The organism is Streptomyces sp. NPDC006655 (assembly GCF_040703965.1).
GTDB lineage: Bacteria > Actinomycetota > Actinomycetes > Streptomycetales > Streptomycetaceae > Streptomyces.
The window spans coordinates 1-22,017 of record NZ_JBEYJU010000123.1 but is presented as its reverse complement, the minus strand read 5'-3'; the positions used below and the strand labels follow the sequence as shown (position 1 = coordinate 22,017).

Genomic DNA, 22,017 nt, shown 5'->3' with positions numbered 1-22,017 from the left:
CGGGTGCCGGTGCCGTGTGCCTCGACGGCGTCCACGTCGGCGGCGGTGAGTCCCGCGCTGTCGAGGGCGCCGCGGATGAGACGTGCCTGGGAACGTCCGTTGGGGGAGGTGAGGCCGTTGGAGGCGCCGTCCTGGTTGACGGCGGTGGCGCGGATGACCGCGAGGACCGGGTGGTTGTTGCGGCGGGCGTCGGACAGCCGCTCCACCAGCAGCGTGCCCACGCCCTCGCTCCACGACGAGCCGTCCGCCGCGTCGTCGAACGCCTTGATGCGGGCGTCCGGGGCGAGCCCCCGCTGGCGGGAGAACTCCACGAACGACTCGACCGTGGACATGACGGTGGCCCCGCCCGCCACGGCGAGGTCGCACTCCCCGCTGCGCAGCGACTGCACGGCCAGGTGCAGGGCGACCAGGGAGGACGAGCAGGCGGTGTCGACGGTCAGGGCGGGCCCTTCGAGGCCGTAGACGTACGACAGCCGTCCCGAGGCGATGCTGCCCGCCGTTCCGGCGCCGATCATGCCCTCGAAGCCGTCCGGTGCCGGGGTCAGCCGGGCGCCGTGGTCGTGGGAGAGGATGCCGATGAACACACCGGTGCGGGAGCCCGCCAGGCCGAGCGGGTCCAGACCCGCCCGTTCGAAGGTCTCCCAGGTGGTTTCCAGCAGCAGCCGCTGCTGCGGGTCCATCGACAGCGCCTCACGCGGCGGGATGCCGAACAGCGCGGCGTCGAACCCGGCCGCGTCCCGCAGGAAGCCGCCCTCCTTGACGTACATGTGCCCGACGGCGTCCGGGTCGGGGTCGTACAGCGCGTCGACGTCCCAGCCGCGGTCGGCGGGCATGGCCGTGATCAGGTCGCGTTCCTCGACGACCGCGTGCCACAGGTCCTCAGGCGAGTCGATGCCGCCGGGGAACCGGCAGGCGGCCGAGACGATCGCGACGGGCTCCGGCCGGCCCGACTCCAGTTCCAGGAGCCGGGCGCGGGCGCGATGCAGATCGGCCGTCACCCGCTTCAAGTACTCGATGATCCGCGTGTCTTCCACGGAACGCGTCCCTTTCTGCCGGGGCTCGGAAGCGGGCCCGTGCCGACGTCGGTGTGGCTCGGAGGGGGCCGGGCCGCCGATGGTTCAGAAGGTGCCCATGTCGTCGATGAAGTCGAGGAGCTGGTCGACCGAGGCGTCCTGGAGGCCGAGGTCGTCGGTCGGTGTCCGGCCGTCGGCGGTGGTTCGGGTCCCCTGGCCGTCGCTGTCGTTCCAGCGGGACACCAGAGCGTGCAGCCGCATGGTGACCTTGGCCCGCAGGGCCGGGTCGGTGGTGTCGGCGCCGAGCAGGGCCAGTTCGAGACGGTTCAGGTCGGTGAGGACGGGCGGCACCGCCTCGACGGGAACGCCGAACAGCTTCTCGTCGAGGAACTCTGCGACGGCCTTCGGGCTGGGGTGGTCGAAGGCGAGCGTGGCCGGCAGCTTCAGGCCGCTCAGCGCGGACAGCCGGTTGCGCAGGTCCACGGCGGTCAGCGAGTCCAGGCCCAGTTCCCGGAACGCGCGGACCTCGTCGACCTGGTCGGCCGAGCCGTGCCCGAGGACGAGGGCGACCGTGCCGCGTACGGCGTCGACGAGTGCGGTGGCGCGTTCGGCGGGGCCGAGGGCGGCGAGCCGGTCCCGCAGGCCGCCCGGCTCGGCGGCGCCCGCGGTACGCCGGCCGGCCCGCACCAGGCCGCGCAGCAGCCCGGGGAGGGTTCCGTCACCCGCCTGCGCCCTGAGCGTCGCGAAGTCGAAACGAGCGGCGACCACATGGGCCTCGCCGGTGTCGAGGGCCGTGTCCAGCAGGGTCATGCCCTGCTCGGCGGTGAGGCCGCGGGTGCCGGAGCGGGCCATCCGGCGGGCCAGGTCCCGCTCGGTGAGTCCGGCACCCATCTCGGAACGGTCCTGCCACAGCCCCCAGGCGACGGAGAGGCCGGGCAGCCCCAGGGCCCGGCGGTGCTGGGCCAGGGAGTCCAGGAAGACGTTCGCCGCACCGTAGTTGGCCTGGCCGGCACCGCCGAAGGTGCCCGCCATCGAGGAGTAGAGCACGAACGCGGCCAGGTCGGCGTCCCGGGTGAGCCGGTGCAGGTGCCAGGCGGCGTCGGCCTTCACCCGCAGCACGGTGTCGACGTCGTCCGCGGTGAGCGAGCCGAGGGCGCCGTCGGCGAGCCGACCGGCCAGGTGGAACACCCCGGTGAGCGGATGCTCCTCGGGCACCCCCGCCAGCAGCCGGGACAGCGCCTCGGCGTCGGACACGTCACACGCGGCCACCGTGACCTGTGCACCGGCCTCGCTCAACTCCTTCTGCAGAGCCGCCGCGTCGGGTGCGTCGGGGCCCCGGCGGCCGGTGAGCAGCAGGTGCCGGGCACCGTGCCGGGCGACCAGGTGGCGGGCGAGGATCCCGCCGAGGGTGCCGGTGCCGCCGGTGATCAGGACTGTGCCGTCCGGGTCGAGGGCGCGACGGGTGACGGCGGCGGGCACGTCGGTACGCGCCAGCCGTGGCACGCGCAACACCCCGTTGCGAAGGGCCAGTTGCGGTTCGCCGGAACCGAGGGCGGCCGCCAGGACGACCGTCGGGACCGCCGCCGTGTCACTGTCCAGCAGGACGAAGCGGTCGGGCTGCTCCTGCTGCGCCGAGCGGACCAGGCCCCACAGGGGCGCCTGCGCGAGGTCGGCCGGTGCCTCCTGCGGGCCCGCCGCCACTGCCTGCCGGGTCAGGAACACCAGTCGTGCCTGCCCCCAGCGGTCGTCCGCCGTCCACTCCCGGCACAGCTCCAGGGCGTCCAGCAGTACCCGGCGGTCGCCGGGCGCCCCGTCGGCGCCGGCCACCAGCACGGCGTCCGGCACCGGGGCGCCCGCGGCCACCGCCGCCGTCAGCGCGGCCAGGTCGGCGTAGTGCCGGCGGCTGTCCACCTCGGCCGGCCGGACCGCCTCGCCGTGCCTGCCGAGCACCGCCCAGCGGACGGCGGTGGTCTCGGCGGCCGGCAACGCGGGCCAGTCCAGCCGGAACAGGGAGTTCTCCGTGCCGGTGCGGCCGGTCGTGAGGGCGGCGGTCATGGGGCGCACGGCGACGGACTCGGCCGTGAGCACCGGCCGGCCCACGCCGTCGTACAGGTGGAAGGCGAAGCCGCCCCCGCCGAGGCGTACCGCCCGTACCCGCAGCTCCGTGGCGCCCTGTGCGTGCAGGGTGACCCCGCTCCAGCTGAAGGCGAGCTGTCCGCTGTCGTCCAGGCCGTCCAGGACGACGACGTGCAGGGCCGCGTCCAGCAGCGCCGGGTGGATGCCGTACCGCGCGGCGTTCGTGGCCTCGGGCCGCGGGAGCCGGACCTCGGCGAGGAGTTCGTCGCCGTGCCGCCAGGCCGCGGTCAGACCGCGGAAGGCCGGACCGTAACCGATGCCGGCGGCGGCGATGCGCTCGTAGGCGTCGTCGGCGGGGAGTGGCTCGGCATCGTGCGGGGGCCAGCCGGTGAGGGGTTCGGGGTCGGCCCCGGCGGGGGCCAGGACGCCCTCGGCGTGCCGGGTCCACGGGGCGTCCTCGTCGGCGTCCGGCCGGGAATGGACGCGGACCGCGCGCCGGCCGGAGCCGTCGGGTGCGTCGACCGTCACCTGGACGACCGTTGCGCCGTCCGCGGGGATCACCAGTGGCTGTTGGAGGGCGAGGTCCTCCAGGGTGCCGCAGCCCACGGCGTCCCCCGCCCGCACCGCGAGTTCCACGAAGGCCGCGCCGGGCAGCAGCGCCACCCCGGCCACCGCGTGGTCGTCCAGCCACTGCACCGACCGCCGGGACAGACGGCCCGTCAGCAGGGCACCGTCGTCGGCGAGTTCCACACTGGCGTCGGCCAGGGGGTGTCCGGTGCCGCGCACCCCCGCGCCCACCGGGCCGTTCGTCGGCTCCAGCCAGAAGTGGTCGCGCTGGAAGGCGTACGTCGGCAGGTCCACGCGGCGCGCGCCGACGCCTTCGAACACGGCGGACGCCCAGTCCACGGCCACCCCGTGGGCCCACGCCTCGGCAAGCGCCCGCGCCGTGCGCCCGGGACCGCCGTCCCCGCGTCGCAGGGTGCCCAGCGCCGCCACCCGGACGTCCCGTGTCCCGGCGATGTCGCTGACCGGGCCGAGCAGCAGCGGATGCGGGCTCATCTCCAGGAACACCCGGTGCCCGCGGTCCAGCAGCCGCCGCACGGCCGCGTCGAACCGCACCGGCTCGCGGGCGTTGCGGTACCAGTACGCGGCGGTCATCTCCGCGCCGTCCAGGAGGTCACCGGTGACCGTCGAGCACAGCGGGACCGTCCCCGGCCGCGGCGCCAGGTCCGCCAGTGCGTCGAGGAGCTGGGTGCGCAGCCGTTCCATCTGCGGGGCGTGGCCCGGCGCCACCGCGCCCCGCACGCGTCGCACCTGCGCGCCCTCGGCCTCGGCCACCGCCAGGAACTCCTCCAGCGCCGACACGTCACCGGTGACGACCACGGACTCGGGGCCGTTGACGACACCGACGCTCAACTCCCGCTCCCAGGGCTCCAGCCGGGCGGCGACCCACTCCGGGGACCTGGAGACCCCGGCCATCGCGCCCAGGCCCACGACATCCACGATCAGCCTGCTGCGCAGGGCCACCACCCGGGCCGCGTCCGCCAGCGACAGGGCGCCCGCCACGTGTGCGGCGGCTATCTCCCCCTGCGAGTGGCCCACGACGGCCGCCGGCCGCACCCCGGCGGCCTGCCAGGTGCGGGCGAGCGCGACCATCACCGAGAACAGCACCGGCTGCACCACGTCCAGCCGCTCCAGCGACGGCGCGTCCGGCGCCCCGGCCATCGCGCCCGTCACCGACCAGCCGACCAGATCGGCGAAGACCCGCTCGCAGTCCGCGAACGCGTCCCGGAACACCTCCGAGCCCGCCAGCAGCGCCGCGGCCATCCCCACCCACTGCGAGCCCTGCCCGGGGAACACGAACACCGCGTCCGAGCCGGTCGGTGCCCCCGTGACCACGTGGGGCGCCTCGACGCCCGCCGCCAGCGCCGCGAGTCCACTGCGGGCGTCGGCCGGGCCGGACGCGAGCACCACCGCGCGGTGCGCGTGCGCGGTGCGGGTGGCCGCCGCCGACCAGGCCACATCGGTCAGCTCCGGGGCGTCCGGGGCGGCGAGCAGGTCGGCAAGCCGGGCCGCCTGGCCGCGCAGGGCGGCGGGCGTGTGCCCGGACAGCACGAGCGGCGTCACCGGCAGCGGCGGGCGCGGCCCGTCCGGCTCGGACGCGGACGGCCCCTGTTCGAGGATGACGTGGGCGTTGGTACCGCTCGCCCCGAACGCCGAGACCCCCGCCCGGCGCGGCCGGTCCACGGCCGGCCACACCTCGGCCTCGGTCAGCAGCCGTACCGCTCCCAGGGACCAGTCGATCCGCGTCGACGGCCGGTCCACGTGCAGGGACCTCGGCAGCAGCCCGTGCCGCAGCGCCATCACCGTCTTGATGACACCGGCCACCCCGGCCGCGCCCTGGGTGTGCCCGATGTTCGACTTGACCGAACCGAGCCGCAGTGGCCGGTCCGCCGGCCGGCCCCTGCCGTACGTCGCCATCAGCGCGTGCGCCTCGATCGGGTCGCCCAGCCGGGTGCCCGTGCCGTGCGCCTCCACGGCGTCCACATCGGCCGGACCCAGCCCGGCGTCGTCCAGGGCGGCCCTGATCACCCGCTGCTGCGCGGTGCCGTTCGGGGCGGTCAGCCCGTTGGAGGCGCCGTCCTGGTTGACCGCCGTCCCGCGTACGACGGCCAGCACCCGGTGTCCGGCGCGGCGGGCGTCGGAGAGCCGCTCCACCAGCAGCATGCCCACGCCCTCCGACCACATCGTGCCGTCGGCGGCGTCCGCGAAGGACTTGCTGCGCGCGTCGGGCGCCATCAGCCCCTGCCCGGAGAACCCCACGAAGGCGCCCGGCGAGGACATCACCGTGGCGGCCCCCGCGAAGGCCAGGTCGCACTCCCCGGCGCGCAGTGCCCGCACCGCCTGGTGCAGGGCCACCAGCGCCGAGGAGCACGCGGTGTCCACGGTGACCGCGGGGCCCTCGAAGCCGAAGGTGTAGGCGATGCGCCCGGTGGCGATGGAGCCGCCGATCCCGGTCGCGAAGTACGGCACCAGATCGTCGGGCATCCGCTCCGGGCCCGGCAGGTAGTCATGGCCCACCAGCCCCGCGAACACGCCGGTGCGGCTGCCGCGCAGCGCACCCGCGTCGAGGCCGGCCCGTTCCAGCGCCTCCCAGGCGGTTTCGAGCAGGAGCCGGTGCTGCGGGTCCATGGCGAGGGCCTCGCGCGGCGAGATGCCGAAGAACGCCGGGTCGAACTCGCCCGCGTCGTACAGGAACCCGCTCTCCCTGGCCTCCGTGGCCGTGCCCGCCCCGCCGTTCGGGTCGAACAACTCCTCCAGGTTCCAGCCCCGGTTGTCGGGGAAGCCGCCGAGGGCGTCGCGTTCGTCGACCACCAGCTGCCAGAGTTCCTCGGGGCTGGTGACACCGCCCGGGAAACGGCAGCCCATCCCGATGATCGCGACCGGTTCGTCGGCTGCGCGCGCCGGACGGCGGCGCCGCGCCGGGGCGCGCGTGCGACCGGTGCCGTCCCGGTCGGCCGGGTCTCCCCGGCCGTCGGCCGTCCCGTCCTGGCGTTCCTGGTCCAGGTGGGTGGCGAGAGCCCGCGGGCTGGGGTGGTCGAAGACCGCCGACGCGGGGACGGACAGACCGGTCGCCGCCCGCAGGTCGGCACAGAGCTCCACCGCGCCGACGGAGGTGACGCCCAGCTCGGAGAACGGGCGGTCGGGCGGCACGGCCTCCGGCGAGGCGTGCCCGAGGACGGCGGCGGTGGCCGAGCGGACCAGGTCGAGGGTCTCCAGCCGTGCGGTCACGGGCTGCGGTTCGGCGGCGGCCGGAGGGACCGCGACCGGCGCGCCGCCGAAGGTGCGGTCCACCGCCAGCCAGTACCGCCGGTGTTCGAAGGCGTACGTGGGCAGCGGGACGTGCTGTGCGCCGGTACCCGTGAACACCGCGGCCCAGTCGACTGCGACACCCGCCGCGTGCACCCGGCCGAGTCCCAGCAGCAGCGACGCTGTGTCAGGGCGGCCCTTGCGCAGGGTCGGAGCGAGGACCGTCGCCGACCGGTCGGTCACGCAGTCGGCCGCCATCGACGTGAGGACTCCGTCCGGGCCCAGTTCCAGGAACACCCGCCCACCGGCCGCCTCGGCGGCGCGCACCGCGTCCAGGAAGCGCACCGGTGCGCGCAGATGCCGTACCCAGTGGTCGGGGCCGGTGACCTCACCGGGTTCGACCGGGGCGCCGGTGAGCGCCGACACCAGCGCGATCCGCGGCTCGTGGTACGTCACCCGGGAGGCCACCTCGCGGAACTCCGCCAGGGCCGGTTCCATCAGCGCCGAGTGGAAGGCGTGACTGACCTTGAGCGGCCGGGTCCTGCGGCCACGATCGGCGAGGACCCGGGCCACGGCCTGCGTCGCGCGTGCCTCTCCCGACAGCACGACGGACTCCGGACCGTTGACGGCCGCGATGCCCACGCCGGGTGTCAGCAGCGGCAGGACCTCGGCCTCGGCCGCCCGCACCGACACCATCACCCCGCCCGCGGGCAGCCGGTCCATCACCCGGCCGCGCGCCGCCACCAGGGCGCACGCGTCGGGCAGCGACAGCACCCCGGCCGCATGGGCCGCGGTCAGCTCCCCGACCGAGTGCCCGACCAGCCGGTCCGGCACCACCCCCCACGACTCCACGAGCCGGAACAGGGCCGTCTCGACCGCGAACAGCGCGGGCTGGGTGAACGCCGTCCGGTCGAGGGCCGCCGAGTCCCCGAACAGGACCGGCCGCAACGGGCGTTCGAGCAGCGGGTCGAGGTGCGCGCAGACCTCGTCGAGGGCCGTGGCGAACACCGGGAAGCCGTCGTACAACTCCCGTGCCATGCCCTCGTACTGGGCGCCCTGACCGGTGAAGAGGAAGGTCGGCGACGGTTGTTCGAGCGCCTCACCGCGTACCACACCCGCTCCGGGTGAGCCTTCGGCGGCGGCGCCGAGCGCGTCGAGCAGTTCCGCCCGGTCCGCCGCGACGACCACGGCACGGTGCCGCATCCGGGCGCGGGTGGTGGCCGTGGACCAGGCGACGTCGAGCGGGTGCGAGCCGGGGTGCGCGCGCAGGTGTTCGGTGAGCCGGGCCGCCTGGCCGCGCAGGGCGTCGGGGGTGCGGGCGTCGAGCAGGAAGGGCAGCGCGGCGGGGGCGGCCGTACCAGGGGCCGCCGGGTCCGGCGGGTCGGCGGGATCGGCCTCCTCCAGCACCACGTGCGCGTTCGTCCCGCTGATCCCGAAGGACGACACCGCCGCCCGGCGCGGCCGGTCCGTGCGCGGCCAGCGCTGCTCGTCGTGCAGCAGCCGTACCCCGGCCGTCTCCCAGTCGACGTGGGTGGTGGGCGGGTCCGCGTGCAGGGTCCGGGGCAGGACGCCGTGCCGCAGGGCGAGGACGGTCTTGATGACGCCGGCGACTCCGGCGGCGGCCTGGGTGTGCCCCAGATTGGACTTGACCGACCCCAGCCACAGCGGCCGCCCGGCCGCCCGGCCCCTGCCGTAGGTGGCGAGCAGCGCGTCCACCTCGATGGGGTCGCCGAGCCGGGTGCCGGTGCCGTGCGCCTCGACCGCGTCGACGTCGCCCGGGGCGAGCCCCGCGTCCGCGAGCGCCGCGCGGATCACCCGCTGCTGGGCGGTGCCACTGGGTGCGGTCAGGCCGTTGGAGGCGCCGTCCTGGTTGACGGCCGAGCCGCGCACCAGCGCGAGGACCCGGTGCCCGTTGCGGCGGGCGTCCGACAGCCGCTCCAGCAGGAGCATGCCGACGCCCTCCGACACGGCGGTGCCGTCGGCGCGGTCCGAGAACGTCTTGCAGCGGCCGTCCGGGGCCAGCCCGCGCTGGCGGGAGAACTCCACCAGCGTCCACGGGCTCGACATCACCGTGGCACCGCCCGCGAGCGCCAGCTCGCACTCGCCACCGCGCAGCGCCCGCACCGCCTGGTGCACCGCCACCAGGGACGCCGAGCACGCCGTGTCCACCGTGACCGCGGGCCCTTCGAGGCCCAGGGCGTAGGCGAGCCGACCGGACAGCACGCTCTGGGTGGATCCGGTACCCAGGTAGCCGCCGAGTTCGTCGGCGCCGTCCAGCATCGGCGGCACGTAGTCCTGTCCGTTGGTCCCGACGAACACGCCCGTCGCGCTGGCGCGCAGCGCTCCGGGGTCGATCGCCGCGTCCTCCAGCGTCTCCCAGGCGACCTCCAGCAGCAGCCGCTGCTGCGGGTCCATGGCGAGGGCCTCGCGCGGGGAGATCTCGAAGAAGCCGGCGTCGAAGTCGGCCGCCCCGGCGAGGAAGCCGCCCTCGCGAACGTACGCCGTGCCGGGGGCCGCCGGGTCCGGGTCGTACAGGGCGTCCAGGTCCCAGCCCCGGTCGGCGGGCAGCGGGCCGATCGCGTCGGTGCCCTCGGTGAGCAGCCGCCACAGCCCGGCAGGCGAGTCGGCGTCCCCCGGGTAGCGGCAGCCCATGCCGACGATCGCCACCGGCTCGGACCGCCTGGCCTCCGCCTCCGCCAGCCTCCGTTTCGTCGCGTCGAGTTCCTGGGCCATCCACTTCAGGGTCTCGACGACCTTGTCGCCACCGGGGGCCGGAGTCTGGCTGTCGCTGCTCGTCACTGCACGCATCTCCTGAGTCGCCGGGGGCCGGGCCGGTGCCGGACCCTGGGAGGCGACCGGCCGTCGCGGCGGGCCCGAGGGCCCGTGGGGGCCGGTCACCTGCCGAACCGTTCCTGGATGAAGCCGAGAACCTCCTCGGCGGTGGTCGCCGACGCCAGCGGGTCCGCGTCCCCGTCGTGGCCGGCGTCGGTGGTGCCCTCCGGGAGCCGGGCCAGCAGGGCGCGCAGCCGGTCCGCCACCGCCGCGGCGGCGGGCGCGTCGAGGTGGTCCAGCGCCGCCTCCAGCCGGGCCAACTCGGCTTCCGCCCCTACGCCTTGGTCCGAAGAAACGTCAGCCGCACCCCCGTCGTCGACGGCCAGCTCGGTGAGCACATGAACCGTCAGCGCCTCCGGGGTGGGATGGTCGAAGACCACCCCGACCGGCAGCCGCAGTCCGGTGGCCGCGCCCAGGCGGTTGCGGAACTCCACGGCGGTCAGCGAGTCGATGCCGAGTTCACGGAAGAGGCGGCTAGGTGAGATCTCGCCGGGGTCGGCGTGCCCCAGCACCGCGGCGAGGTGACGCATGATCAGCTCCCTGGTCAGGTCAGCGCGTTCACCGGGGGGCGCCGCCGCGACCCGGTCACGGAACCCGGCCCCGGTCTCCGCCTCCGTGTCCGGTTCCGCGGCCCTGCCCGCCGGGTCCGCGTCCGGTGCCGACGACCTGCGGTAACCCGGCAGCCCGAGGAACAACCGAGTGGCTCGCACCCCGGCCGGGTCGGTGGTGAGCCGGCCGAAGTCCACGTCGGCGACGACCAGATGGCCGCTGTCGCCGCCCACCGCGCGCTCCAGGGCACGCACCGCCCGCCCCGGGTCCATCGACTCCATCGCGAACCGGTGCAGCCGGTTGGCGATCACCTCGCCGCCCTCCAGACCGCTGGCGCCGGCCCAGTGCCCCCAGCCGACGGACAGCGCCGGCAGCCCGAGCGCCCGGCGGCGCAGCGCCAACGCGTCGAGATACGCGTTCCCGGGCGCGTAGCCGCCCTGGCCCGCGTCCGCCGTGACACCCGCGAACGAGGAGAACAGCACGAACGCCTCCAGCGGCAGGGCCCGGGTCAGCTCGTCGAGATGGAGCGCGGCCTGGGCCTTCACCCGCAGCGAGCGCTGGAGCTGGGCGGGGGTCAAGGACGTCAGCAGGGCGTCGTCCACCGCCGCCGCCGCGTGCACCACGGCGGTCAGCGGATACTCCGCCGGTATCGCCGTGAGCAGCTGCTCCAGCTCCGCACGGTCGCCGAGGTCGCAGGACGCGAGGGTCACGCGGGAGCCCAGTGCGGCGAGTTCGTCCGCCAGCTGCCGCGCACCCGGCGCGTCCGGGCCGCGCCGTCCGGCCAGCAGCAGATGCGGTGCCCCCAGGGCTGCCAGGCGACGGGCCACATGGCCGCCGAGCGCGCCCGTGCCACCGGTCACCAGCACGGTCCCCGACGGCTTCCAGCCCTCGGGCCGGTCCGGCGGCGCCGCCGGCACCAGCCGCCGGGTCAGTGCCGCCGACGCCCTGACCGCCACCTCGTCCTCCCCGGTCCCGCCCGACAACACGGCCACCAGCCGGGCGAGTTCACGGTCTCCGAGCTCCGCCGGCAGATCCAGCACCCCGCCCCACCGCTCGGGGTGCTCCTGACGCGCGACCGCACCGAGCCCCCACACCGTCGCCTGTTCCGGGGCGGGCACGCGGTCCGTGGGCTCCGCACCGACGGCCCCTCGTGTGAGCACCCACAGGGGAGCGGGCCAGTCGACGTCCCCGAGGGCCTGGTCGAGGGCGAGGGTGGCCGCCAGCGCGCGCGGTACGGCGTCGTGGTCGGCACGGGCGCCGCCGAGCAGCCCCGTCAGCGCCAGCACCCCGGTGAACGCCGGCCCCTGCGCGGGGAGCGCGCCCAGTGCCCCGGTGACGGCCGCACGGTCGGCATCCGCGGCGATGTCGAGTCTGGTCAACCCGGCGCCGAGCGCGGGCCCGATCCGGTCCGCCACCGACCGGGCCGCCGGACCGTCCGGTACGACCAGCAGCCAGCCACCGGTGAGAACGGGCCGGGCCGGCGTGACGACCGGCTCCCACACCACCCGGTGCCGCCACCGGTCGAGCACCGCGTCCTCCCGGGACCGGCGCCGCCAGTCGGCGAGCGCCGGCAGCACATCCCGGAACGAGGCCAGCTGACCGTTCACCAGCGGCAGTTCACCCAGCAGCCCGTCGAGGTCGCCGCTCTCGACCGCGTCCCAGAAGCGGCGCTGGGCCTCGTCGCCGCCCGTGACGCCGGTGTCGGCCGGCTCGGTGGCCGGCGCGGCGAAGTAGGCGGACTGGCGTGGCGCCTCCAGCCAGTAGCGGCGGTGCTGGAAGGCGTAGGTCGGCAGCTCCACCGGAACCGCGGGCGTGTCGGCGTACACCGCGCGCGTCCAGTCCACGGGCACTCCCGCGACGTACGCGGCGCCCAGGGAGGACGTGAACCGGCGGGCCCCGCCCTCTTCCCGGCGCAGCGTGCCGAGCGCCACCGCCGAGGCGCCCGCGTCCTCCAACGTCTCCTGAAGCCCCGTCAGCAGGACCGGGTGCGGACTCACCTCGACGAAGACCCGGTGCCCACGGGAGGCCAGGATCCGTACGGCCGTGTCGAAGCGCACCGGCTCGCGCATGTTGCGGTACCAGTAGCCGGCGTCCATCGCGGAACCGTCGGTCGCCTCCCCGGTCACCGTCGACACGATCGGCACCGTGCCCGCCCTCGGCGTGACCGGGGCCAGCTCGGCGAGCACCCGGTCGCGCACCAGCTCCACCTGCGCCGAGTGCCCGGCCGCGATGGCACCCTTGACCCGCCGGGCGCGCAGCCCCGCCGACTCGGCGTCCACGAGGAACTCCTCGATCGCGGCGGCCTCGCCCGACACCACCACCGACGCGGGTCCGTTGACCGCCGCGACGCTCAGCCGGCCGTCCCAGCGCTCCAGCCGCCGCGCGACCGTCTCCCGCGAGGCGGCGACCGAGGCCATCGCACCCAGCCCCGACAACTCCTCCTGCATGGTCCTGCTCCGCAGGCAGATGATCCGGGCCGCGTCCGGCAGGGACAGCGCGCCCGCCCCACAGGCCGCGGCCACTTCGCCCTGCGAGTGTCCGATCACCGCCGCAGGCTCCACCCCGGCCGCCCGCCAGGTGCCGGCCAGTGCCACCATCACCGCGAACAGCAGCGGTTGCACCACGTCCAGCCGCTCCAGGGCGGGCGCGCCGGGACGGTCGTGCAGCACGTCGAAGACCGACCAGCCGACGAACTCGCGCAGCGCGTCGTCGCACTCGGTGAGCGCGTCCCGGAAGACCGGTGACGCGTCGAGGAGTTCCACCGCCATGCCCGGCCACTGGGAACCCTGGCCGGGGAAGACCAGCACCGGTCCGGCGCCCGGCGCGGCCGCCCCGGTGACCAGCTGGGGGTGTGCCTCCTCGTCGGCCAGGGCGCCGAGCGCGGCCAGCGCCTCCTCCCGGTCGGCCGCCACCACGGTCGCCCGGTGCTCGAGCCCGGTCTCCCGGGTGGTGGCCAACGCCCTTCCGACGGCGGGGAGTTCCGGGTCCGCCCGGTCGGCGAGCGCGTCGCGCAGCCGACGGGCCTGGTCACGCAGCGCGGCCGGCGTCGCGGCGGAGAGCGGGAGCACGGCGGGTCCGGCGGCGAGGGCGACGCGGTCGGCGGCCGCCGGGACCTCGGACTCCGGCATCGGAGCCGCCGTCGGCGGCTCGCCCCGCCCCCGTTCCTCTTCGTGTGCCTGCTCCAGGATCACATGGGCGTTCGTCCCGCTGATGCCGAACGCCGAGACCGCCGCCCGTCGGGTCCGCGCCACTCGCGGCCACTCCCGCGTCGCCGACAGCAGCTCGACCCGGCCGGACGACCAGTCGACGTGCGAGGACGCCTCGGCCAGATGCAGCGTGCGGGGCAGCACCCCGTGCCGCAGCGCCTGTACCGTCTTGATCACTCCGGCGATGCCCGCCGAGGCCTGGGTGTGCCCGATGTTCGACTTCAACGAGCCCAGGTAGAGCGGGCGTTCGGCCGGCCGGTCCTGTCCGTAGGTGGCCAGCAGCGCCTGGGCCTCGATGGGGTCGCCGAGCGGAGTGCCGGTGCCGTGCCCCTCGACGGCGTCCACGTCGGCGGGGGCGAGCCCGGCGTCGGCGAGCGCCTGCCGGATCACCCGCTGCTGGGACCGTCCGTTGGGCGCGCTGAGCCCGTTGGACGCGCCGTCCTGGTTGACGGCCGTACCCCGGACGACGGCGAGCACGGGATGCCCGTTGCGTCGCGCGTCCGACAGCCGTTCCACCACCAGCGTGCCGATGCCCTCGGAGAAGGCGGAGCCGTCCGCGTCGTCCGAGTAGGAGCGGCAGCGCCCGGTCCGGCCGAGCACCTGTTGCCTGCTGAACTCGACGAAGCCGCCCGGTGTCGACATCACCGTGGCGCCGCCGGCCACCGCGAGGTCGCACTCTCCGCCGCGCAGTGCCCGTACCGCGAGATGCAGCGCGACCAGGCCCGCCGAGCACGCCGTGTCCAGGGTGAGGGTGGGCCCTTCCAGGCCGAAGACATAGGCGACCCGGCCGGACAGCACGCTGGCGGTGTGGCCGAGCAGCAGGTGGTTGGCGACGCCCTCGGGGGCGTCCGCCACCCCGCCCGCGTAGTCCTGTTCCCCGGCGCCGACGAACACGCCCGTGTTACTGCCGCGCAGCGAGGTCGGCGGGATCCCGGCCCGTTCGAACGCCTCCCAGGTCGTCTCGAGCAGCAGACGCTGATGCGGATCCATGGCCAGCGCCTCACGTGGCGAGATGGCGAACAGGCCCGCGTCGAAACCGGCGACGTCGTCCAGGAAACCGCCTTCACGCGAGTACGACGTCCCCGTGGCCGCCGGGTCCGGGTCGTACAGCGCGGCCAGGTCCCAGCCCCGGTCGGCGGGGAAGTCCGTGATGGCGTCCCGCTCTTCGACGACCAGCCGCCACAGGTCCTCCGGGGTCACCGTGCCGCCGGGATAACGGCAGGCCATGCCGATGATCGCCACCTGCTCGTCAGGGCCGTACCGCCCCGCCGTCGCCGTCGCCGTCGCCGTCGCCGTCGCCGCCTCCGCCTCCGCCTCCGCCTCCGTGCTCGCGCCGGTGAGGCGGTCGAGTATCGCGGCCGCCAGATCACGCGGCGTGGGATGGTCGAAGACGAGCGTGGTGGGCAGGGTGAGCCCGGTGGCCGCGGCGAGCCGGCCGCGCACGTCCACCGCGGTCATCGAGTCCAGGCCCAGGCTCTTGAAGGTCTGCGTGACGTCCAGGCCCGACGCCGCGTCGTACCCCAGCGCCGCCGCGACCTCGTCGCGCACCAGCGTGCGCACCGCCCGCTCCCGCTCCACGGGCGGCAGCGCGGCCATGTGCCGGGCGAAGTCCCCGCCCGCCGGGGCGCTGTCCTGCTCCGGCCGCCCCGCCACCTGATCGAACAACGGACCCGGCCGGACGGCGCCGAACACCGCCGTCAGCCGCTCCCAGTCCACGTCTGCCACCACCCGGCAGGGCTCGTCCGACTCCAGGGCCCGCCCGAGGTGCGTCAGCGCGTCCGCCGGGTCCAGCGGGCGCAGTCCGCTGCGGCGCAGCAGGCCGGCCCTCGCCTCGTCCGCCGCCATGCCGGCGCCCGCCCAGGGCCCCCACGCCACACTGGTCGCGGGCAGCCCGTCGGCCCGCCGCCGTCGTGCGAGGGCGTCGAGCAGCGCGTTTCCGGCGGCGTACGAAGCCTGTCCGGTGGCGCCCCACACCCCGGCGATCGACGAGAACAGCACGAACGCGTCGAGTTCCAGGCCGAGTTCGCGGCTCAGCTCATCGAGGTGCCGGGCTCCGTCGGCCTTGCCGGCGACCACCGCGGACCACGCTCCGGGTGACAGGCCGGTCACCGGCTGCGCCGCGAAGGTGCCGGCCGTGTGGAAGACGGCGGTCGGCCGGTGGCGCGCCAGGACGTCGGCGAGTGCCGCGCGGTCGGCCGTGTCGCAGGCCTCGACCGCCACCTCGGTCCCCGACGCGTTCAGAGCGGCGACGAGTTCGGTCGCACCGGGCGCGGCGGCGCCCCGGCGGCTGGTCAGGACGAGCCGTCGGGCGCCGAGTGCGGTCAGCCAGCGGGCCACATGGGCGCCGAGCGCCCCGGTGCCCCCGGTGACGAGGACGGTGCCGGTGGGACGCCACGGGCGGCCGGCGCCCCCCGCGTCGGAAGCGGTCACCGGAACGATCCGCCGCCCCAGAACCTGTCCGTCGCGCACCGCGACCTGGTCCTCCCGGCCGGGTCCGCCGCCCGCGGCGGCCAGCACGGCGCACAGCGTGTCCAGCTCCCGCTCGCCGAAGCCGTCCAGATCCGCCAACCCGCCCCATACGGAGGGGCGTTCGAGAGCGACCACCTGCCCGAGACCCCATACCGCGGCCTGCGCCACCTCCCGTCCCCGATCCTCCGGTCCGTCGGCATCCTCCGGTCCGTCGGCATGCTCCCGTCCGTCGGCATCCTCCGGTCCGTCGGCATGCTCCCGTCCGTCGGCATCCTCCGGTCCGTCGGCATGCTCCCGTCCGACGGCATCCTCCGGTCCGTCGGCGCGGACCGCGCCCTCGGTGACGAACCACAGCGGACCGTCCACGACCGTCCGGGCGGCTTCCAGGGCGAAGAGCCCGGGGTCGGCGGCCAGCGCCGCCGCGACCACCACACCCGCGACCTCACCCACCGGATCCAGCGTGGCCTGCGCCCCGACCCGGACCAGCGCGTCGAGCAGCGCCGTCGCCCGCGGGTCCGCCGGGTCGGTGCCGTCCGGCAACACCACCCGCCACCGCCCGCGCAGCCCGGCCGCGCCCAGCGTCACGGGCTGCCATGACACCCGGTGCGCGAGGCGCCGCAGCCGCTCCGGCCGCTCGTCCGCGTCCACCAGCGCGTCCAGCGCGCGGGTCTGCTCCTCGGTCAGGTCCAGCCGCCGCACGACCTCCGCGAGCGGCGTGGCCCGACGGGACGGGGACAGCCAGAAGCGCCGGTGCCGGAACGGGTAGGTGGGCAGTTCGACCGTCCTGGCCCCGGTGCCCTCGAAAGCCTTCGACCAGTCGACCCGCAGGCCCGACAGATGGAGCGCGGCCAGTGCCGACAGGAAGGCCGCCGGATCGGGCCGGTCCGTCCGCAGCGCCGACACGATCACGGGCGAGGCGGTTTCCGGCAGGCTGTCCCGGACCGCCCCGCCGAGCACCCCGGCCGGCCCCAGCTCCAGGTACGCCGTCGCACCCGCCGTGTGCAGCGTGCCCACGCCGTCCGCGAAACGTACCGCCTCCCGCACGTGCCGCACCCAGTAGTCGGGCGCGCACAGCTCGTCCGGTCCGGCCAGGGCGCCGGTCACGTTGGACACCACGGGCAGCGTGGGCGGACGGAAGGAGACCTGGGCGAGGACGTCCGCGAACGCGTCCAGCATCCCGTCCAGGTGCGCGGAGTGGAAGGCGTGGCTGACCCGGAGCCGCCGTACCCGGCGCCCCCGGCCCCGGAACCGCTCCGCGACCTGTTCGACCGGCTCCCGGTCACCCGACACCACCACCGCCAGCGGCCCGTTGACCGCAGCCACGCCCACCCGGCCGCCGTACGCGGCGAGTTCGTGCGCGACCTCCTCCTCGGTCGCCTCGACGGCGGCCATCGCGCCGTCCGCGCCCACGGCCCGCATCAGCCGCCCCCGCGCGGCCACCAGCGCACAGGCGTCGGCCGGCGACCACACCCCGGACACATGGGCCGCCGCGAACTCACCGATCGAGTGCCCGATCAGCAGCCCCGGCGTGACACCCCAGTGTTCCACCAGCCGGTACAGCGCCACCTCCACCGCGAACAGCGCGGCCTGCGCGTGGTCGGTACGGTCCAGCAGTTCCGGGTCCGTTCCGAACACCACGTCCTTCAGGGACTGGTCGAGATGGGGCGCGAAGTGCCCGCACACCTCGTCGAAGGCCTCGGCGAACACCGGCTGCGCCGCGTACAGTTCGCGGCCCATGCCGAGCCGTTGGCTGCCCTGCCCGCTGAAGACGACGGCCAGCCGGCTCTCCTCCCCGGCCCGTCCCGTCAGCGCCCCCGCGGACGCGCGCCCGGCGGCCAGCGCCCGCAGCCGCTCGACGGCCCGCTCCCGCCCGTCCGCGACCACGACCGCATGGCAGGGCAGGGCAGCGCGGGTGACCGCCGACGACCACGCCACGTCCACCAGTTCGGCGCCGTCGGCCAGCGCACCGGCGATCCGCCCGGCCTGCGCCCGCAGCGCCTCCTCGTCGGCCGCGGACAGCAGCAGCGGTACGACGGCCGGGTCCGGGCCCCGCTCGGGCGGCCCGGCGGCCGCCGGCGCCTGCTCCAGGACGATGTGCGCGTTGGTGCCGCTGATCCCGAAGGACGACACCGCGGCCCGCCGCGGCCGGCCCGCCTCGGGCCACTCCCGCCGCTCGGTGAGCAGCCGTACCCCACCGGACGTCCAGTCCACGTGCGACGAGGGCGGGTCCGCGTGCAGGGTGCGCGGCAGCACGCCCGCGTCCAACGCCTTGATCATCTTGATGACACCCGCGACTCCGGCGGCGGCCTGGGTGTGCCCCAGGTTGGACTTGACCGAGCCGAGGTAGAGCGGCTGGGCGCGGTCCGGGCCGTAGACCGACAGCAGGGCACCGGCCTCGATCGGGTCGCCCAGCACGGTGCCGGTGCCGTGGCCCTCGACGGCGTCGACGTCAGCCGGCGTCAGCCCGGCGTCGGCCAGCGCCTCCCGGATGACCCGCTGCTGGGCACCGCCGTTCGGCGCCGTCAGCCCGTTGGAGGCACCGTCCTGGTTGACGGCGCTGCCCCGCAGCACGGCGAGCACCCGGTGCCCGTTGCGCAGCGCGTCCGACAGCCGCTCCACCAGCAGCACGCCCACGCCCTCCGACCAGCCGGTGCCGTCCGCGCCCTCGCCGAACGACTTGCAGCGGCCGTCCGCCGAGAGCCCGCCCTGCCGGGAGAACTCCACGAACGTGTCCGGCGTGACCATCACCGTCACGCCACCGGCCAGCGCCAGATCGGACTCCCCGCGCCGCAGCGACTGCGCGGCCAGGTGCAGCGCGACCAGCGACGACGAGCACGCCGTGTCCACCGTCAGCGCGGGCCCCTGAAGTCCCAGCGCGTAGGCGATCCGCCCCGAGGCCACGCTCCCCGCACCGCCGGTCAGAAGATACCCGGCGACATCCTCCGGCACCTCCGCGCCACCGTTGCCGTAGTCGTGGTACATCAGCCCCGCGAACACCCCGGTGCGCGAACCCCGCACCGCCTCGGCCGGGATGCCCGCGCTCTCCAGCGCCTCCCAGGACACCTCCAGAAGGAGCCGCTGCTGCGGGTCCATGGCCAGCGCCTCACGTGGCGAGATGCCGAACAGCGCCGGATCGAATCCGGCGGCGTCGTCGAGGAAACCGCCGTACCGCGTTTCGCTCGTGCCGTGCGCGCCCGCGGACGTGTCGAACAGGGCCGCCAGGTCCCAACCGCGGTCCACCGGGAACGCGCCCACCGCCTCCCGCTCCTCCATCACCAACCGCCACAGATCGGCGGGGCCGGCCACCCCGCCGGGATAGCGACAGGCCATACCGATGATCGCGACGGGCTCGTCAGCGGTGCGGACCACGCCGCTCGCCGGGTCCGCCGGGACGGCGTCCTCGCCGGTCAGCCGCCCGACCAGGAACCGGGCCAGCGCCCTGGGCGTGGGATGGTCGAAGACCACGGTGGCCGGCAGGGCGACACCGGTGACCGTCGCCAGCCTGTTGCGCACCTCCACCGCCATCAGCGAGTCCAGCCCCGACTTCCGGAACTCGGCCGCCACATCCAGCCGTGCACCGTCCGTGTGGCCGAGGACCAGCGCGGACTCGGCGCGCACCACCTCCAGCAGCAGCCGCTCCCGCTCCGCGCCGGACAGGCCGGCCAGCCTCGCCGCGAACGCCTGCCCCGTCCCGGCCGTGGACACCGCCTCGGCGACCCTGCGCCGCTTCGCACCGACGGGCGCCAGCCGCGCCAGCAGCGGCGGCACGGGCCGCCCGGCCCGCACCGGCGAGCCCGCGTCGATCCGCGCCGGCACCAGCACGGCCGCACCACCGGCCCGGGCCGCCTCGGCGAGACCGGAGTCCAGCAGGGCCAGCGCCTCCTCCACGGGCAGGGGCAGCAGCCCCGCGTGCCGCATCCTGGCCAGCTCCGGCGCGCCCAGCCGCCCCGTCATCCCGGACGGCGACTCCCACAGGCCCCATGCCAACGACACCGCGGGCAGGCCGATTTCCCGGCGGCGGACGGCCAGCGCGTCGAGGAACGCGTTGGCTGCCGCGTAGTTGGCCTGGCCGGGATTGCCCAGTACACCCGCGACGGACGAGAACAGCACGAACGCCGACAGATCCAGACCGGCCGTCAACTCGTGCAACCACACGGCGGCCCGCGCCTTGGGCCGCAGCACCGCCGCCACCGCCTCGGCGTCCAGCCCCGTCACGGTCGCGTCCGCCAGCACCCCCGCCGCGTGCACCACGGCCCCCAGCGGCAGGTCCGACGCCTGGACCTCCGCCACGAGCTCGGCCAGCGCCTGCCGGTCCCCGACGTCACAGGCGCGTACGTCGGCCACGGCACCTGACCGAGCCAACTCCGCGACCAGTTCGGGCGCTCCGGGCGCGGCGGCGCCGGAGCGACTCACCAGGAGCAGCCGCCGCACCCCGTGCGCGGCGACCAGATGCCGTGCCACCAGCGCCCCGAGTCCCCCCGTACCACCGGTGACCAGTACCGTGCGTCCGGGGTCGAGGACCGGCGCGACGAGGCCTTCCTCACGCGCGTGCCGCACCAGCCGCGGCACGTACGACACTCCGTCGCGCAGGGCCAGTTGCGGCTCCTCCCCGATCACCGCCGGGGTGATCTCGACGTCCGAGTCGACCAGCACGAACCGGCCGGGGTGCTCGCTCTGCGCCGACCGGATCAACCCCCACACGGCAGCCGCCGCCGGATCGGCCGCCGGGTCGCCCGCACCCACCGAGACCGCACCACACGTGCGCACCACCAGGGTCCGCTCCCGCAGCGCCGCGTCAGCCACGAAGCGCCGCACGACCTCCAGCGCGGCCAGGACCACCGATTCGCCACCGTCCCGGTCGTCGGCGCGGGCGCCGAGATCCAGCAGCACCGGGGAGAACCCGTCGGCGTCGAGCGATCCGAGCCGCTCCGGTCCCGCCAGCACGGCGGCCCACTCGGCCACCCCGCCTCCGGATGCCGCCCCGTTTCCGGATGCGGCCGCCGATCCCTCTTTGGACGCGGACGCCGAGCCCGCCTCCTCCCACCGCAGCGCGAACAATGCCTCGGTGGGCGACGTCGCCCGCAGCGCCTCCGGCGCGACCGGGAGCAGCGCCAGGGAGGCCACCGACACCACGGGCTCCCCATCGCCGTCCACCGCGGTCAAGGCCACCGAATCCGGGCCGGTACGCCGCATCAGGACCCGCAACGCCGTCGCCCCCGAAGCGTGCACCCGCACCCCCGACCAGGCGAACGGCAGCCGGATGCCCGGGACCTGAGGCAGCAGCCCGGTCGCCGCCACCCCGTGCAGGGCCGCGTCGAGCAGTGCCGGATGCAGCAGGTACCCCTCCGGCGCACCCGCCTCCGCGGGCAGTTCGACCTCGGCGAACACCTCGTCATCACGGCGCCACAGTGACCGGACTCCCTGGAAGGCGGGGCCGTAGTCGTAACCCCGCGTGCCGAGTTCGTCGTACAGCCCGTCGGTGGTGAGGACACGGGCGCCGGGCGGCGGCCAGTCGCCGGGCCCGGCGACCGGTTCGTCCGGGCCACCGTCCCCCAGCAGGCCCTCGGCGTGCAGCGTCCACGCCCCGGCTGATCCCGTGCGGGAGTGCAGGGCCACCGGCCGTCGTCCGTCCTCGTCCGGCCGGCCCACCGTCACCTGTACGGTCGACGACCGGCTCAGCGCCAGCGGCGTACGCAGCGTCAGTTCCTCGACCGTCCCGCACCCGACCTCGTCACCGGCGCGCACGGCCATCTCCACGAAAGCCGTCCCCGGCAGCAGCACGGTTCCGGCGACCGCGTGATCGACGCACCAGCCGGGGGTGCCCGGCCCCAGCGCGCCGGTCAGCACGAGACCCGCGTCCGCCAGCGGTACCGCGGCGCTCAGCAACGGGTGGTCACGACCCCCGACGCCCGGCCGGTCCAGGGCGGCCGAGGTCCGCTCCAGCCAGTAGCGGTGGTGTTGGAAGGTGTAGGTGGGGAGGGGGGTGTGGTGGGTGGTGGGTTGGGTGGTCCAGGTGGGGGTGGTTCCGGTGGTGTGGGCGTGGGCGAGGGTGGTGGTGAGGT

At 75.8% G+C, this 22,017-nt stretch carries 3 protein-coding genes; all 3 read right to left on the bottom strand.

Annotation, left to right across the window (positions count from 1 at the left end; translation table 11 throughout):
* A partial coding sequence (locus AB0958_RS39690) for a beta-ketoacyl synthase N-terminal-like domain-containing protein (protein WP_366895335.1) occupies positions 1–1,034 on the bottom strand: 1,034 nt, incomplete at its 3' end.
* A gap of 84 nt (positions 1,035–1,118) precedes the next feature.
* Entirely contained in the window at positions 1,119–9,698 is an 8,580-nt protein-coding gene (locus AB0958_RS39685; RefSeq protein ID WP_366895334.1) for a type I polyketide synthase, read from the bottom strand.
* Between the two features lie 95 nt (positions 9,699–9,793).
* Complete coding sequence (locus AB0958_RS39680) at positions 9,794–21,841, bottom strand: type I polyketide synthase (protein WP_366895333.1); 12,048 nt, start codon at positions 21,839–21,841, stop codon at positions 9,794–9,796.
* Between the last annotated feature and the right edge of the window lie 176 nt (positions 21,842–22,017).